This is a genomic window from Chryseobacterium vrystaatense (genome assembly GCF_000737765.1).
GTDB classification, from domain to species: domain Bacteria; phylum Bacteroidota; class Bacteroidia; order Flavobacteriales; family Weeksellaceae; genus Chryseobacterium; species Chryseobacterium vrystaatense.
The window spans coordinates 160982-177412 of record NZ_JPRI01000003.1 but is presented as its reverse complement, the minus strand read 5'-3'; the positions used below and the strand labels follow the sequence as shown (position 1 = coordinate 177412).

At 35.7% G+C, this 16431-nt stretch carries 16 protein-coding genes; 10 read left to right on the top strand and 6 right to left on the bottom strand.

Annotation, left to right across the window (positions count from 1 at the left end):
* Positions 1-11: 11 nt before the first annotated feature.
* Both IW16_RS10050 and IW16_RS10045 read right to left on the bottom strand, forming a co-directional pair.
* Positions 12-1142 (bottom strand): HmuY family protein, encoded by a 1131-nt coding sequence (locus IW16_RS10050; RefSeq protein WP_051890082.1) that lies wholly within the window; start codon positions 1140-1142, stop codon positions 12-14.
* Between the two features lie 15 nt (positions 1143-1157).
* Positions 1158-3260 carry a TonB-dependent receptor plug domain-containing protein gene (locus tag IW16_RS10045; RefSeq protein ID WP_034743260.1) on the bottom strand — a complete coding sequence of 701 codons (2103 nt, stop codon included), beginning with the start codon at positions 3258-3260 and terminating at the stop codon, positions 1158-1160.
* A 93-nt stretch (positions 3261-3353) separates the two neighbouring features.
* On the opposite strand from IW16_RS10045, the gene IW16_RS10040 reads away from it, so the two are divergent.
* Together IW16_RS10040 and IW16_RS10035 are read left to right on the top strand one after the other, a co-directional pair.
* Positions 3354-4172, top strand: a complete 819-nt coding sequence (locus tag IW16_RS10040) for a T9SS-dependent choice-of-anchor J family protein (RefSeq protein WP_034743257.1) — start codon at positions 3354-3356, stop codon at positions 4170-4172.
* 195 nt (positions 4173-4367) lie between these two features.
* Complete coding sequence (locus IW16_RS10035) at positions 4368-5660, top strand: T9SS type A sorting domain-containing protein (RefSeq protein ID WP_034743254.1); 1293 nt, start codon at positions 4368-4370, stop codon at positions 5658-5660.
* 171 nt (positions 5661-5831) lie between these two features.
* On the opposite strand, the gene IW16_RS10030 is transcribed toward IW16_RS10035, so the two are convergent.
* From IW16_RS10030 to IW16_RS10020, 3 genes are all read right to left on the bottom strand, one after another.
* Positions 5832-6122, bottom strand: a complete 291-nt coding sequence (locus tag IW16_RS10030; protein WP_034743250.1) for a putative quinol monooxygenase — start codon at positions 6120-6122, stop codon at positions 5832-5834.
* Positions 6123-6210: 88 nt separating this feature from the next.
* Complete coding sequence (locus tag IW16_RS10025; protein WP_034743248.1) at positions 6211-7098, bottom strand: sulfite exporter TauE/SafE family protein; 888 nt, start codon at positions 7096-7098, stop codon at positions 6211-6213.
* Between the two features lie 199 nt (positions 7099-7297).
* Positions 7298-7705 carry an RrF2 family transcriptional regulator gene (locus IW16_RS10020; RefSeq protein WP_034743243.1) on the bottom strand — a complete coding sequence of 136 codons (408 nt, stop codon included), beginning with the start codon at positions 7703-7705 and terminating at the stop codon, positions 7298-7300.
* Between the two features lie 132 nt (positions 7706-7837).
* Between IW16_RS10020 and IW16_RS10015 the strand changes: the two genes are divergently transcribed.
* The 3 genes from IW16_RS10015 (at position 7838) to IW16_RS10005 (ending at position 10413) form a co-directional block, all read left to right on the top strand.
* Positions 7838-8266, top strand: a complete 429-nt coding sequence (locus tag IW16_RS10015) for a DUF4268 domain-containing protein (protein WP_034743240.1) — start codon at positions 7838-7840, stop codon at positions 8264-8266.
* Positions 8267-8803: 537 nt separating this feature from the next.
* Positions 8804-9445, top strand: a complete 642-nt coding sequence (locus tag IW16_RS10010) for a hypothetical protein (protein WP_034743238.1) — start codon at positions 8804-8806, stop codon at positions 9443-9445.
* A gap of 149 nt (positions 9446-9594) precedes the next feature.
* A complete protein-coding gene (locus IW16_RS10005) occupies positions 9595-10413 on the top strand; it encodes a DUF2314 domain-containing protein (RefSeq protein ID WP_034743235.1) in 819 nt (272 codons plus the stop codon).
* A gap of 395 nt (positions 10414-10808) precedes the next feature.
* Here the strand turns inward: IW16_RS10005 and IW16_RS10000 are convergent, their stop codons facing one another.
* The gene (locus IW16_RS10000) at positions 10809-12182 is read right to left on the bottom strand and encodes a hypothetical protein (protein ID WP_034744186.1); all 1374 of its coding nucleotides are present in this window, start codon (positions 12180-12182) and stop codon (positions 10809-10811) included.
* Between the two features lie 235 nt (positions 12183-12417).
* Between IW16_RS10000 and IW16_RS09995 the strand changes: the two genes are divergently transcribed.
* The 5 genes from IW16_RS09995 to IW16_RS09975 all read left to right on the top strand — a co-directional run bounded on the left by IW16_RS09995 (position 12418) and on the right by IW16_RS09975 (position 16414).
* Positions 12418-13257, top strand: coding sequence for an SDR family NAD(P)-dependent oxidoreductase (locus tag IW16_RS09995; protein ID WP_034743232.1), 840 nt, complete (start codon positions 12418-12420; stop codon positions 13255-13257).
* A gap of 225 nt (positions 13258-13482) precedes the next feature.
* Positions 13483-14397: a helix-turn-helix domain-containing protein gene (locus IW16_RS09990; RefSeq protein ID WP_034743229.1), complete on the top strand. Its 915-nt coding sequence runs from the start codon at positions 13483-13485 to the stop codon at positions 14395-14397.
* Between the two features lie 171 nt (positions 14398-14568).
* Positions 14569-15369, top strand: coding sequence for a carboxypeptidase-like regulatory domain-containing protein (locus IW16_RS09985; protein WP_073173414.1), 801 nt, complete (start codon positions 14569-14571; stop codon positions 15367-15369).
* A 15-nt stretch (positions 15370-15384) separates the two neighbouring features.
* Positions 15385-16173, top strand: a complete 789-nt coding sequence (locus tag IW16_RS09980; protein WP_034743222.1) for a hypothetical protein — start codon at positions 15385-15387, stop codon at positions 16171-16173.
* A 7-nt stretch (positions 16174-16180) separates the two neighbouring features.
* A complete protein-coding gene (locus tag IW16_RS09975; protein ID WP_034743219.1) occupies positions 16181-16414 on the top strand; it encodes a hypothetical protein in 234 nt (77 codons plus the stop codon).
* Positions 16415-16431 lie beyond the last annotated feature (17 nt).

The following is a 16431-nucleotide window of genomic DNA, read 5'->3' as shown; positions in this document are numbered from 1 at the left end:
TATTTGATTTATTATAAAGGTTCGAATTCGAAGTTAGGATGACCACGTTCCCCATCCTGGTTTTTCATTTTGTTAAATCTTAGTTTAAAATAAAACCCTTCAGCATCTTTTAGAACAAAAAACCGATTTGCGTAAACAAATGCTCCATCCACCTCAGTAGTTCCTGTTGTCGTTCTCCATTTATCTCCTATAGCTCTTTGATCATTTGAAATTAATTTACTTGCATCCACATCACTCAATTTGAATGATTTATAAGCCTGGTCTAAATTACCTACAGCATTTACCTGATAAGCACCTACTCCATTCGCTGTATTTGTTAATACAAAATCTGCAAAGAAATAGCTTCCTGCACTCACTCCGGTTGAAGGGTCTACTACTTCATTGGTAAAAGTGGTAAAAGCCAGATCCCAATTTTTTTTCTTTGGCTGAATCTGAAGAGTTGAACCTGCAGTGAAGCTGAAAAAGTTAAAAGTATATTCTGCGTCTTTTGTGATGATATATTCCTTAAAAGTGGTATCATTCAAGTTTGCATATCGGATTTTATATCCGTTTGGAGCTCTTAAAATCTGAATTTTCTTCCACCCTCTGGAACTTCCTGATAAAGAGACAGATCCAGGAGAAACATTTGTGGCAGATCCTATATTTTTCCCCAGGCTAAGTAAATATACAGGATTATCTGCATCATTTTCCTTAATAGGGGCGATTCCCGTTGTCTGTGTCAGAAAATTACCGTTGGGATTATCAACATACTGTAATACAGATGTTCCGAAAGGTCCTACCACAACCTGATTCATAAGACTGCTAACATCTGCTTCCTTCACGTTATTGATATTGGTTGCATTGGGTATTTTACTCACCGCCATTGCAATTGATCCGTTAAGAACCACACGGTAATCATCTCCTGAATAAAACCCAAGATCCCAGTCTGTTCTTTTATTAATAGCCTGATTGACTTTTTTCGTATCTGGATTCACATCACTTAAGTCAATCCAAACCTGATTAGGCTGTGTAGCTCCATCCACCGCAGGATCCGATACAGAACCAGTGAAGGGAGGTACCGATACAGGATCTTCATCAGCAGAAATACATGACTGTACAGCCGCAACTATGAATAGAAATGAAAATATCTTTAAATACTTCATGATATATTTATTGTTTTAGAATTGATACATTAATCTTGCAAAATAACTTCTTCCATAGTACAGGTTCAGACGATCGCTTCCTGCAGTATGGGCATTCCCTGCATTAGTAGAACTATTGATAGAAGTGACATCAAAAATGTTCTTAACTCCCACAGAAAGCTCTAAACGATCTTTCCAAAATGGTTGACTTACAATGAAATCCATCATATGGAAGCCATCATTTTTTCCAAGCTGGAAACCATCAGCCTCCAATACGTACAGTCTCGAAGGACCTGTATATTTATAATAAAGGTTGAAGCCTGTATTGATATTCTTCAATTTATAAGAAACATTGGCTCCTGCCTGAAAATTATATTGAAAATCTGTCGGGGATTTAATATCCATATCCTGTTTTGAAACGGAGATTCCGTTTAACGAAGTTCTAAGCCCAAATGTAAACTGGTCTTTAACAATGTTTGCATTGGCGCCAAATAAAAGACTTCTGTACTGATCAATATTCATGTATTTGTAAGTTGAAGGCCTTTGAATCATTACCATCTCTATTTTGTCCTTTAAATCAACATATAAAGCTTCAAGATTATAATTGAATTTCCATCCGTCTCCGATTGAAAATCCTTGGTCCCAGAAAACTCCCAAAGAATATCCGTTTTCAGGTTTTAAGTCAGGATTCCCTTGAATATCATGATTCAGATTAACAAAATATGTATATAATTCATCATAAGTCGGGTAACGGTTTGCCGTTCCGAAAACTCCTCTTAAATTAGAGTTTTCAGACGTTTTCAACCTGGCGGAAAGTGAATAATTGAATTGATTGTCAAAATTTTCACTCACTGACAATCTTGCACCAGGTCTTAAGGAAAATTTATCAGAAACATTCCATTCGGCAGATAGAAATGTACCATAAGTAAAAATCTTTCTCTTTAAACTTTTTTCAAAAAAATTTCCCGCAATAAGCGAAGCATAACCATTGGTATAGTCTAATTCATATCCTAACTGGAAATCAAATTTTTTGCTATCCAAAAAGTTACTGAACATCCCTCTTGAATAGATTACATCTGTTTTGTAATATGAATTTTCAGGTTTTTCGCTAAGTGTAGTTCTGTTAGGAATATCATAGCTATAGTCAAAAAATTTTCTATCCTGCTTCTGGTAAGAAAAATCTCCCATATAGCGTATATGCCCCAGATTCGTCTGAATATTAAATTGATGAAGCCATCTGTTTGTATTATATTCTCTGTCCGATGCCAAATAAGTAGCACCTCCCTGCCCGTCATTAAGAGGTTCCCGAATTGATACAGGGTTATAAAAATTAAATTTTTCGTTCAGATAAGATACTTTATAAAAAAATGAAGTCTTATCTTTAGTGTATCTCACCAATGCAGTAGCTTCGTATTGGTCTTTAGGATTCCATTCGTACCCTCTTATTTGTTTCTCTCCGAAGTATTTATATCCGGCTTTCTCTCCTTCGTATCCCATAAACTGGTTATGATTGAAGCTGATATTAGTAAACCAGTGATCATCCAGATTATATCCTACATTCAGGTTTTGAATATGTCTTCCTTTTCCTTTTTTCTTAATATTATAACCGTCTCTAACGGTTTCTTCCTGTACGGCAGCCCTGATGCTTAATTTCTTACTGCTATTTTTTTTAGTAATGATATTAATCACTCCTGCAAGTGCACCATTTCCATACTCAACTCCCATGCTTCCTTTCACAATCTCAATTCTTTCGATGTTACTTAAGCTGATCTTAGTAAGATCGATATTACTTCCTAAACCAGTATCCCCTACCACAGGAATATTGTCGATTAATATTTTTACATAGTTACCACCAAGACCCATAATATTCGCTGTAGAATTACCGGAATTGGTATTAGGCGTGATTTGTATATTAAGAGTCTGATTAAGGACGTCAGCTGCATTAGTAGCCGCCATATTTTTTATCTGCTCAGCATCAATCACCTCAACCTTATATATCGATTTGTTAATTGACTGCTGTGTGTATTGTCCTGTAATTACAACTTCCTCTATTTTGTTTTTATTAAGAGAATCTTTTTCTTGTGCGTTCATCCAAAATGCTATGGATAATGATAGAACGGAAAGCACCTTCTTCTTCATAGAGTAAAAATTTTGGCAAATATAATGCTTTATTTAGAATAGTTAAAAATAAATACTTATTTTTGTGGAACAATTCTAAATAAAAATAACGTTATGAAATTAAAACTACTTTTAGCAACATTAATGTTTACGGCTTTTACAGCGAATGCACAAGTAGCGACGCTTAATGAGAATTTCAACAATTTTACTCTTGGAAATACGACCTTTCCGCAAGGAGGCTGGTCTTCTGTAGTTGCACCAATTACCGGTACATTTCCTCCAGTACCGCCTAGAATGATTGTAGCTGCTCTAGATACTGATAATTCACAGAGATTTATTCAATCTTATGCTGGTAATAATGCAACAGCTCCTTCTTATTTAATTTCACCACAGATCGAAGCTCCGGCAGGAAATAAAACTTTAACGTTTAAAACTACCTTAGTATCTCCTTCTCCGGGACCTGGGACTATTCAGATCGGAGTATCTACAAGTACTACAGATATGTCGACTTTTGTTCCTGTTGGGAATCCTATTACGGTAAGTACAATTGGTGTAGTCCAAAACATAAGTGTTAATATCCCTGCATCTACAGGTTCTTACCTTGTTTTCAAATTTACGCCAACTGCAACTCACGTAGCCATCCAGGTTGACGATGTAGTGTATAATACTTCTACATCTTTAGGAGTTAATGATACTTCTAAAACAAAGGAAAACTTAAAATTTGCTATCAATGCAGATAATACAGCCTTGGAATTCATCACAAGAACAGAACCTAAAAATATCGAGGTTTACTCCGCTTCAGGGCAAAAAGTTGCAGAAGGAAAATTAAAAGGACAGAAATTTGACATCAGTGGACTTCACACAGGAGCTTACTATCTACTTGTTGAAACTGCAGAAGGTTCAACAGTTAAATCTAAGTTTATTAAAAAATAAGAGGTTTATTAGACAGTATACCTTTACAAAGCCGGCTGGAAAATTTCCAGCCGGCTTTTTTCTATCCCCTATAAGACCTGCAAATAAAGCAGAATTAAAGTAAACACGATAAAAATCATGTTTTTATTTAGAATGATTAAAAATAATTATATACTTTTGTGGAATCATTCTAAATAAGAATTTAAAAAATCAGTTATGAAAACAAAACTATTATTGGCATCGGTACTTGCTCTTTCTGTTCAACAGACAGTTCTTGCACAAACTGATGCACTGGGATACACGCAGGCTAATATGACGATGGGACCATCCTACCAAAATCGTGTGTTTTTTAACATTGCCGATGGTAATATTGTATCACAGCCAGCTAAAACCTGGGATGTTGCTTTTTACAGAAATTCCAATTTTGCATTTGGAACAAGAATTAATGATGCGATGAGTATTGAAGTATATGCAGCTTCTACCACTTTGTCAGATTGGGATAATATTAATATCAGTAATATCGCAAGTTGGGGCGAACCACTATATAACCCGGATCAAACTACTGATATAAGTCAGGGAGCTTTTGAACAGGGCCCAATTACATCATCAAATCCCAATATTCCGGCAACTGGTTGGGGAACATATGACTATATGAGTCATCATATTGAAGGAAAAGCAATTTTTGTATTAAAATATACTACTTCCGATACCTATGTGAAGTTTGCCATTGAAGATGCTTTTGCAGGATATACGTTTAAGTACTCCAAATGGGACGGATCCGCATGGGGACCTACTGAAACAAGAACCATTGCTAATGGAACAGATGATGCCTACTTCAACTATTTCTCATTCACAACAGGAGCTAAAGTTCCTAATATGGAACCATCCAAAAGTGCATGGGATTTAATGTTTACCAAATACTATACATTCTACAATAACATGATGATGTATCCGCTTACCGGAGCCATTCAGGGGCCAAGTGTAAAAGTGGCAAAAGTACAGGAAACACAGGCAACCGCTACATTCACGAAACCGGCAGATACCAACTTCTCTTCCAATCTTACCACAATTGGTCATTCGTGGAAAGGGATCAGTACAGTCAATAATGATGTTGTTTATTACGTTAAAAAAGGCAATGATTACTATAGAATGTACTTCACTACTAATGGAGGTGCTACTACCGGAGATATGTTCTTTAAATACAAAAAGATCACCGCTACTTTAGGAATAACAGAAGTTAGCAAAAAGGCATCTTTCGGGATCTATCCAAACCCTACAACGGCTGACAAAAAAGTTACTGTTCTTTTTGATGTTAAAGAAAAAACCGACAATAAAGGAAGCATAGAAGTTTATGATCTTACAGGCAAAAAAGTATACACTGCAGAGCTTACCAATCAGGCAGGTTTCTATAAGCAGGATATGAACTTATCTCACCTGACTTCCGGAAATTATCTGGTAAAAATTACGTTCGGAGGAAGCACAGAAACCAAAAAACTTATCGTAAAATAAACTCAAAATTTTAATACTTTCTATTTTTTCTAATCAAAAGGCGGCTTTAGTACTCTAAGGCCGCCTTTTATATGTTGCTTTTTAATTGAAGGATAAAAAATTTAAATATTCATACAGAATGCAATTCACCTTTCTGCATCCGGGAATTTTCAAATTCTTACATCTTTAAAATCAATAAATCTTAAACCCTTTAAAAACTTCCGCAGAACTTTCCATCATTTTTGAAGCATCCTTGCGGAAATCCAGAAGGTGGTCCTGTCCAAGGTGTCTGCTATGGTGTTCAACAGTTTCCCAAAGCTCAATCAGAAAGAAAGTTCCTTTATTATCCTTGTCTTCAATAAGATCATACTGAAGACATCCTTCCTCTTTTCTTGTTTCTTTGACAAGGTTTTGGAAAAGTTCAACGGCATCCATCAGATAGTTTTCGTTAAACTTAAAAAGCGCTACTATATGCAAATTCATTTTCTATTATTTAGTGCTGTAAAAGTAGAATATTTTCAAACCCAAAAATGTTTTTGAAGCATTTATTTTTCTATCAGGTACGCAAAATCTAATTGAAAACTGATTTGTAAATAGTTATGCAGCTCATGATGATCACAAGACTTCCTATTACCACGAACATTTTTTTCACAGGAAGCTTTGCTGTAAGCATCGCCGAAAAAGGGGCTGTAATGATTCCTCCTATCAGAAGGCCGAGAATAATATTCCAATGCTGGATACCGAGTGTAAGAAAGAAAGTAATTGCTGCAGTGAGAGTCAGTATAAATTTAGCTACGGTAGAACTTCCGACCGCAAATCTTGGCGTAAAAGCATTTTTGATCAGTGTTCCGGTCACTAAAGGGCCCCAGCCACCTCCCGCAAAAGAGTCAATGAAACCTCCGATTATCCCCAGTCTTGTCAGATTGGTTTTTCTTTTCATAGCCCGGTTCTGTTTTTCTTTAAAAGCATTGGACAGGATTTGAATACCGAGATAGAGCGTATAAAAAGCAATCACTGTTTTTGTAATTTTAGCATAATACTCCCCGAGGTAGGTAAGACTTACGGCTCCGATCACGGCTCCGATGACCGCCGGAATCGCCAGTTTTTTAACAAGGCTCTTGCTTACATTTTTAAGTTTGATATGGCTGATACTTCCCGCAGCAGTCGTAAAACTTTCGGCAGAATGAATACTGGCACTCACAATATGAGGTGGAATATTCAGGAACAAAAGTGTTGTTGTGCAAATCACACCATAGCCCATTCCCATTGATCCGGCTACAATCTCTGCAATGACACCCACGAGAAGCATCCAGTAAAAAATATAATGGTCCTTTGCCAAAATATTAAGCAGCTCATCCATATAGCCCAATTCGTACATGGATAAAACTGTAACCAGCAGGATGGCAGCTGTGACAAAGAATACATTAAGTCTTATCTGAATTTTTCTTGAAATTACCATATTTTACAATCATTACCGCTCCTACTCTACAACTTCAGCTTCGCCAATCAGCAACTTTATATGGGCTGATATCAGAACTTTTAAAATCTGCCCCGCAGCAGTTTTAATAAAATTGAATGATTCGGGCTGATGCAAATATCAAATAAAAATATTATCCTACCAAAAAAGTAGACTAATTATTCAAAAAAAAAGGATCAGGTCAGTCGACCAGATCCATCAAAGTTTTTTTCTCAAGAATATTCAGCGATGCGTCCCGGACTTCAATGAGTACATCGTGCAGCCCGCAGTGGTCTTCATTGCAGTCTTCACATTTTTCATAGAAATTTAAACTCACACATGGAAGCATGGCGATGGGACCATTCACTAGACGGATGATCTTGGCAAGTTTCACATTTTCAGGATTTTCTCTAAGGAAGTATCCTCCTCCCTTCCCTTTTTTACTGTCAAGGATATCCGCCTTTTTTAATTCCAGCAGAATATTTTCTAAAAACTTTAAAGGGATCTTCTTATGTTCCGCAATTTCAGAAATAAGGACCGGGCCATCATTCCTTTTTTCTACAAGGTATGAAAGCGCTTTAAAAGCATATTGAGATTTTTTTGAAAGCATTACAGCAAAAATAAGAAAATAGTTTGAATTATATAAATGGAGATTGATGATCGTAAAAAGCTAAAATCTCCAATTGATACATTAGCCTTCATAACGTTGTCCTTTTCCCATTAAATTCTTAAGTTTGCTCACATGTTCAGCAAACAAGAAGCACAACAGCTAAAAAAGGAATTTTGGACGGCTTTTGGAAAGTCTTTTCCCAGAAAATGGATCCTCTATGATACCAAAGTGAAGGATTTTTCATTTAAATTTCATGCAGATAATAAAAAGGCAGAGGTCTCATTGGATATAGAAATGAAAGATGAAATTTTCAGGAATGCGTATTATGAAAAGATATGGTCTTTGGAAGATATTTTGAAAGATTTCATTGGAGATTTTCAAAAAGAAGAATATTTTACCCTTGAAAATGGGAAAGTAATTAGTAAAATTTGGATCGAAAAGCACGGAATTTCAATTTTTAACAAAAATTCATGGCAGGAAATTTTCGAATTTTTCTGGAACAAAATGGATGGGTTTGAAAGATTTTATTATGAATATGAAGATTTCATTAAGGATGTTTAAGCATTAATTGTATAATCAAAAATATTTTTCATCTATCCCATTGTCAGGATATTCCCCTCTTTTCTTAGTAAAAAATCCTTATGATAAAAATGCAGATTTGATTTCTTAATTCTCTGATTTTAAATATATTTGAAGACACAAAAAAACTGAACCATGAAAACCGAATACAGAGGTGGGAATTTTAAACTCGTGGACAGCGTTCATGCCTATGGGAAAAAGTACAAATGGTATGTCATTCAGACAACCAGAATGAAAATCCAATAACTCATGCAGCGGATGAAAATTCCGTCCAATATATATGCATGTTACACTATTAACGAATTTCTACACAACTGTAAATACAAAACGGCTTTAAAGTTCAGGAATAATGATCCTGAAAAAAACACGGCACAAATTGCATAAAATTCCCAAAGCCAACTTAACCAAAGCATAAGATTTCTATCTAAAAGCCGCGGATTTCAGAATGTGTAACATATTCTCAACCTCCTCTTTAACACAGACACAATGATCAACACAACACACACTAAACGACTAAACATGAAAAAGGTATACAAAAACATTTTTGGAGAAGTTATTTCAAAAGCAGCTGCTGAGAAGCTAGACGACTATCATTTGTATTATTATGAGAAAGATTCTGATGTCCTGAAAGAAATCGAATTTCTCACTGAAGATGAAATATACAGCATCAATTATTTTATGAGCCACGATGAAAATGAAGAGCAAATCGTGAACTATCTGAAAGAGAAATCTGATCTTTTTGACATTGAAAAAAGAGAATCAGCCGGGAAATTCATTATTGCAACCAACAAAATGTATTCACTGGCCGTAGATGAACAACCTTTGATTTCAAAAACAGTTTTTTACCAGGACGATCCCGAAAACTTTATCTGTTCGCAGATTCTGGATAATGAAACACTTGAGCCTATACCGGAAAGAACAACAAAATGCTGGTATGCTTCAGATGAAAACGGAGAAAAATATGCCGCAATAGAATTCAGCTATCAGGAAGACGGAAAACTTGAGCTGGCCATTGACAAAACTCCCAATCCGGACAATGATATGGAATGGGAACAATATGAATATTCTACTTTTAAGAATCTTCAGAGCCAGATCCCGACAGATATAAGCTATTACAAAACAGCTGTACTGCTTCCTAAAACATCCAATAAGGAATCCTAAATTATTAAAAATCCCTGCAGAAAATCAAACATTTGTTTATATTTTTTGTATTTTTAATCAAAATAAAAAAATGCCGGATTTAAAAGTGTTTACGGGCACTTTTAGAGCCGGCATCTGTATCGAATATCAACTTTTAACAACCAGTCACAATGGAAGAGAATTCGTTTATCTTTACTGATGGAAAAGACCCAAAAATGGTCGCAGCGTATGAAAAAGCAAGAGAAACCTTTAAATATTTCTGGCGGGAGCAGTCCTGGGAAAACAGAAGAATTATACCGGGGCTCGATCTTGCCTGCGTAAAAGCTTCATTCAGCCAGGAAGATCCCGAAACAGGAGAAGAAACTGTAGAGCATATGTGGATCAATGAAGTCGATTTTGACGGAGATACCGTGAGCGGATTCCTGATCAATGAACCTAATGCACTAACCAACATACAGGCCGGAGATTATTTTGAAATTCCACTTCACGAGATCAGCGACTGGCTTTTTGCCATCACGCCTCTTGAAAAGAAACCGAAAGGACTTTCTAAACTATTTTCTTCCCAGGAACAACTAATACCGAAAGCTTACGGTGGATACACGATTCAAAAAATGCGTGCCGATATGCCGGAAGATGAAAGAAAAGAACATGATGATGCATGGCAGCTGGATTTCGGGGACTTCAATGATATTCTGGTGGTAAATGAGCAGAAAGAAAAACCGGAAAATCTTGTGGAACATCCGATGAGTAAAAATATGAAGGACGAATTCATCAAGTTTCTTCAGGAATATCCGGACGAACTGACGAATGCTGATGAAAAGGGACTTACTCTTCTTCATAAGGAAACCATTGCAGGAAATCTTACATCCGTAAAGGTCATTCTGGAAGCCGGCGCTGACAAAAATATAAAATCAAATAACGGAAAATCTGCTCTGGACTATGCGAAACAGCTGAACTGGGAGCATCTGATCCCGGTTTTGGAAGGATAAATTAGGGAGAGGAACTAAGAACAAAAAATAAAGAGAGGAATTGAAATTTCTCTCTTTTTTATTCCCTTTAATTCTATCTTACTGTTGCAAGTATTTTCTATGCAATGATTAATTCGTCTGGGCATTTCAACATTGAACTTCAGCATAAGCAAAAGTCGGGGTGATAAAAGAAATATGAAAATTTCACTTATCCCTCTTTATTTCATAGGACTGTTTGGCCTGTTTATCATTTTACTACTATCTTATATATTTATCAGAGATATAATAGCACCTCCCGATAATATTCCACCATATTAATGAATACCCATTCTCATTAAGATTTTTGGAGATAAACAATTGAGGTAATTAAACTGATAGAAAAAAAACGAATTTCTATGTAACTACTTATCCCCTCTTTATTTTAAAGATTCAAGAAGTTTTTCCAGAGGCGATTTCTTCTGGTTGATAATAATTAACTGGCTTTTATCCTCTAAAAGAATTTTATAGACAAACTCCTTATCCGGAGTAGATTTCCAGTTTTTCAATTCCGAAAATTCTTTTTTGATGATACTCAGCTTTTGCTGATTGTTTTTGGATACAATGATTACTTTAGTCAGAGGCATTTTCTTCATTTTCGCCATACTGTTCACAGAGATTTCCGTATCATTCTCTTCGATAGACCGGTAGCGGAACTTTTTTCGCAGGGTAGAAAAATCGATTTCGTTTTCAGAAATCACATACCTGTAGGTCATGATATTCTCCGGTTCATTGATCCAATTGGGAAAATTGGTTTCATAAAGATTAATGTACTGATCCACAAAATTTTTATCAATCGATTTCTTTTCTGCAATATATTCTTTCACCAAAGGGTATATTTTTCGGGCCATCAGATCAATATACTGATGAAAATACCAGCTATTGGTTTCTGGTTTCCCATTTAAATTTTCATACACATAGCCGTTTCCTAATGCTGTGGCCAATACTTCATTCAAGAGCAGATAGGCATAGTTGCTGTATTTGGATCGGCTTTTTTTGAAACTCTCATCGATTTGGGTTTTTACTTCAAGAGATTGCTCGTTGTAAATAATATGGTAGGTCTCATGGAGCATCACACTGAACAGGTCCTTATAATCTCTTAAGTTGGTCTGAATAGCACTTATGAAATTATTATAAAATGCCTGTGCCGTAAAATAATCTGAATTGGGTAAAGGATAAAAGGCAATCTCAAACGGAATCGACTGGTCCCAGCTTGAATTATAAAATGTTAACCCAGTTTCAAAATAGCTTTGGATCTGATGTTGCTGGGAATAATCGGTAATTTCTTTTAACTGCTGTTCAAATTTTTCTTTATTAGGCTGATAAATCAGTTCTCTATAAATGGGTGTCAACTTTGAAATATATACGGTCAGCTCATTCAAAATATTATTTGGAACAATGCCAACTGACCGAAGCTTAAAATCATTAAGATTATCTGTTTCAATGAGATTTTTTTTCAGGATATCTCTGGTCTGCATCGGTGTTTTGGAAGCATAAGGAAATTCTTCGAATTGATAACTGTAATCAAGAGCCAGTTTATCAAATTTTGAGATCAGGTTTTTATACGTCTCATTATTGTACTTTGACTTTTCAAATTCAGTCTTAAAAACATTTTCAGGATAATTTTCAGAAAGGTTCTGCATAAAAACAAACACCGCCAGCTGTTCGGAGTATTTAATATAGAAAGTGATCTTTTGTCCCCATACAAAAGTGGTCAGAAACAAAAGTATAAAAGGCAGAATTTTATTTTTCATAGAATACATTATGGTAGTTCATGTGAACCATTGATCAACCAGCAAATGTATGAAACCCAGAGCTAAAAAAACCGTATCAAGCTAATGATGTATCATTTTTTCCATCTAAATTTCTTACAAAACTTTCAGTTTACTTTTATCCAAATTCACGATATGGTTACATCATTCGTTGATTGGACTACGTGCACCATTTGATATGCTACGATCTTTGTACCATCATTTAAACCCAACAAAAATGGAAACAAAGAAAGTATGGTTCGTAACAGGAGCCTCAAAAGGTCTGGGATTGGCCTTAGTAAAAAAATTATTAGAAAAAAACTACCGTGTAGCGGCAGCAACAAGAAATGCACAGTCTTTAATTGCTGAGATTGGAGAACAATCTGAATCCTTTTTACCGATTGAACTTAATTTAACAGATAATGGAGATGTACAATCAGCGGTATCAAGAACCATTGATCATTTCGGGAAGCTTGATGTGGTGGTCAACAATGCAGGATATGGACAGATAGGTACTTTGGAAGAGCTTACAGACCACGAAGCCAGAGCCAATTTTGATGTCAATGTATTTGGCACCCTGAATGTGATCAGGAATGCAGTTCCTTATCTCCGTGAGCAAAAATCAGGTCATATATTCAACATTTCTTCTATCGGAGGGTATTCCGGAAACTTTCCGGGTTGGGGAATCTATTGTTCCACAAAGTTTGCGGTAGCCGGATTGACTGAATCTCTGGCTGAAGAAATCAAAGAATTCGGAGTTCATGCAACCGTTGTTTACCCAGGATATTTCCGCACAGATTTTCTAAGTAAAGATTCAGTAAAAACACCGGAAAAGCCACTTCAGGTTTATGAAACAGCCAGAAATTCCGAGCAGGCGCATCTTCAGGAGATTAACGGAAATCAGCCTAATGATCCCGAAAAAGGTGCAGCAGCGATTATTGCCATCAGTGAAGAACAGAACCCTCCTGTCCACTTCTTACTGGGAAGCGGTACTTCTGATTTTCTTAATGATAAAATTAAAATCATTACCGATGATGCCAAACAATGGGAAACACTCACGCTGTCTACAGTGATATAAGCATCCGTTGATCTGCCCCAAAATCAAAACCCTTTGACTGCACTCAGAATTATCTGTAAGGTTGAGTGCAGTCGAAGCTTTGCGAAACAGGGTAATTCATCAATCATCATACTTCAGACATCGTACTTTTTAAATTATACATTATACTTTTTACGTTATACTTTTTACATTTTACATTGCACTACCTCATATTGTCCATTTTACAAAAAAAATTAAATTAGCATTATGAAACCTCCCTTCCGCTTCAATTCTATTTCTGAATTTCATGCCTTCTGTAATCTTCCAAATCCTGATCACCCTCTGATCAGCCTGATTGATTACAGTAAGGTCAACTACCCTACGGACGACAGTGAGCTGAAATGGATTCAGAATTTTTATTCCATTGGCCTGAAGCGTAATGTGAATGCCAAGTTCAATTATGGTCAGCAGGAATATGATTTTGATTCCGGAGTGTTGTGCTTTGTTTCGCCACTTCAGTTCCTGAAACTCGAAATAAAACCGGAGGTTGTTGTAGAGCCTACAGGCTGGCTGCTGGTGATTCATCCTGATTTCCTGTGGAATACGCCATTTGCCAAAAAGATAAAATCATACGACTTTTTCAAATATGATGTCAGTGAGGCACTCTTCCTTTCGGACAGAGAAGAAAAAATTATCCTCGATATTCTGAAAAATATAGAACGTGAATACCAATCGAATATTGATAAATTCTCTCAGGAACTGATTGCCGCGCAGGTCGAACTCCTTCTTATCTATTCTGAACGGTTTTATGAAAGACAGTTTTTTACCCGTAAGAAATCCAGTCATGAGCTTCTGGAAAGATTTGAAGAAGTACTTTCACGCTATTTTGACAGCGGAGATCTTGTAGAAAACGGAATTCCCTCTGTAAAAACCATTGCTGGAGAGATGAATATTTCCCCCAACTATCTAGGATCTTTACTTCGCATCCATACCCGGCAAAATACCCAGCAGCATATCCAGAATAAACTCATCGACAGAGCCAAAGAACGCCTTAGCACCACTCACCTTTCGGTAAGTGAAATTGCCTATGAACTGGGGTTTGAACATCCACAGTCTTTCAGTAAACTGTTTAAGCAGAAGACGAATCAGTCGCCGGTGGAGTTTAGGAAAATGTTCAATTAAAGTAGTAATGGATTCTTATTTGCATCTAATTTTTGTCAAATGGTAAATACGCATTGATAGGAATATGATTGACACTACAATCTATTTTAACCAACGAAGCTGGTAGATGGGATAAAAGTTTTCTCCTTTAAAATATAATGTATGAAATCTTCGAATTTAATTTTAGGCTTAATGCTACTTGCATTTAACTGGTCATTATCTCAAAAAATAGTGGAAGGACAAGTTTTGTCTGAACACAATGAACCTATAAGCTATGTCAACATCGGTATAATTAATGAAAATACAGGCACAGTTTCAGACATTAACGGTTATTTTAAGATTAATATTGATAACGACAAACTTAATCACCTTTTGACATTTTCGTCACCTGGCTTTGAGAATTATCAAGTCAGGATCAATGATATTGATGAGACAAAAGACAGAAAATTCCTGTTAAGTTCAAAAACTATAAAGATCCCTGAAGTAATCATAACTCTGAAAAACACACAGGATGTAAAATTAGGAACGACCTCTTACAGTACTATGGTGGCTGGATACGTCCGTGTTAATAATGATAAAAATAAAGATATTCAGGAATTTGCAAAAGAACTTAATATTAAGAAACCTTCCAAGATTAAGGACATTCATATGAATCTTTTTAATGTTATTGAATCCGATAAAAGAAACTTTAGAGTTAATATTTATGATATAAAAGATGGTCTCCCAAATAATAAGATCAATACAGAGAATATTATTATTGATCAAAAATTGCAAAATGGATGGAATACTTTCGATGTGAGTTCCTATCATCTGGTATATGACAAGCCTATTTTTATATCAATAGAATATATTCCGCAGATTCCGGGTGAACCAGAACCTTTCAGGTATAGCGGAAAATTATTTGGAAAGTCGATTACCAGAAATGCGAGTTTAGGAAAATGGCAAACTAAAAAAGGACTTACGATGTCTATATATGTTACCGTAGCACAATAATAACATTATTTTATATTGAACTGCACCAGATTACTATATTTTTCAATACTTCTTGTCTTTAGTTTTTGTAAGGCTCAGGTTAAGCTAGGTGGCGTTATAATCACTGAAGAAGGAAGAGCGTTAGGAGATGTCTCCATTTTTCAAAATGGGATCCTCAAATCATATAGCAATTCAGAAGGTATATTCAGTATTGAAGCAGAGGCTGAGTCAGAAATTACATTTCTAAAAACCGGCTATGACGTGATAAGGATAAATATCACCTCAAACCACATCCAAAATTTTAAAGTTATTTTACGCACTTCTGTACATCTTATCCCTGAAGTTGAAATTTCACAGATTAAAATATCGGGAAATCTAAAAAAAGATGTTTTACAATTTAAAAGTAATGATAAAATAAAAAAATTACAGGATGATATTGGTTTGCCAAAGTCACCGGAAAAACCGAGAGAAAGGCCACCGGAACTTATGAAAGATGTTATTATTCCATTACTTGGAGCCAACATTTGTCTGGAGGATGTATACAAAGTAGTAAGTGGTGATTCCAAAAGGATGAAGAGACTTTATCAATATCAGGACCTGCAAAGTGATGTACAATGGCTGGAGTCAAACATATCCTCCCAATATTTCACAGACATTGGTATTCCTATACAAAGAGTCCATGAGTTTTTAGAATTTTCTTTAGTTATTGATCAGAATATCAAACCTGCTATGAAAGAAAATAATACATCAAAAATTTTATTAAGCCTGGAAATGACTGGTGTAAAATTTAAAAACAGGCTGCGTCTTCAAAAAAAATCAATTTAGATTCTGGATGTTATTTTATAGTGTGTCATTTGGAGCCAAGCCTCTTGATGTTCAGGTACAGGAAATAAAAGAGGATAAAAAGTCAGGCTTTGTACATCGTGCCAATGCTGCTAATTTCTACAATCAGCAATCTAATATTCCAGATGATGCTGTCCTGAACAATCTTCAGGATTATACCAAGGTTTTAAAAGAGCAGATAGCTTTAAAGGACGGAAATAAGAAATTAAACTCTGGGAGATAAAAATATAAACAGCTCCA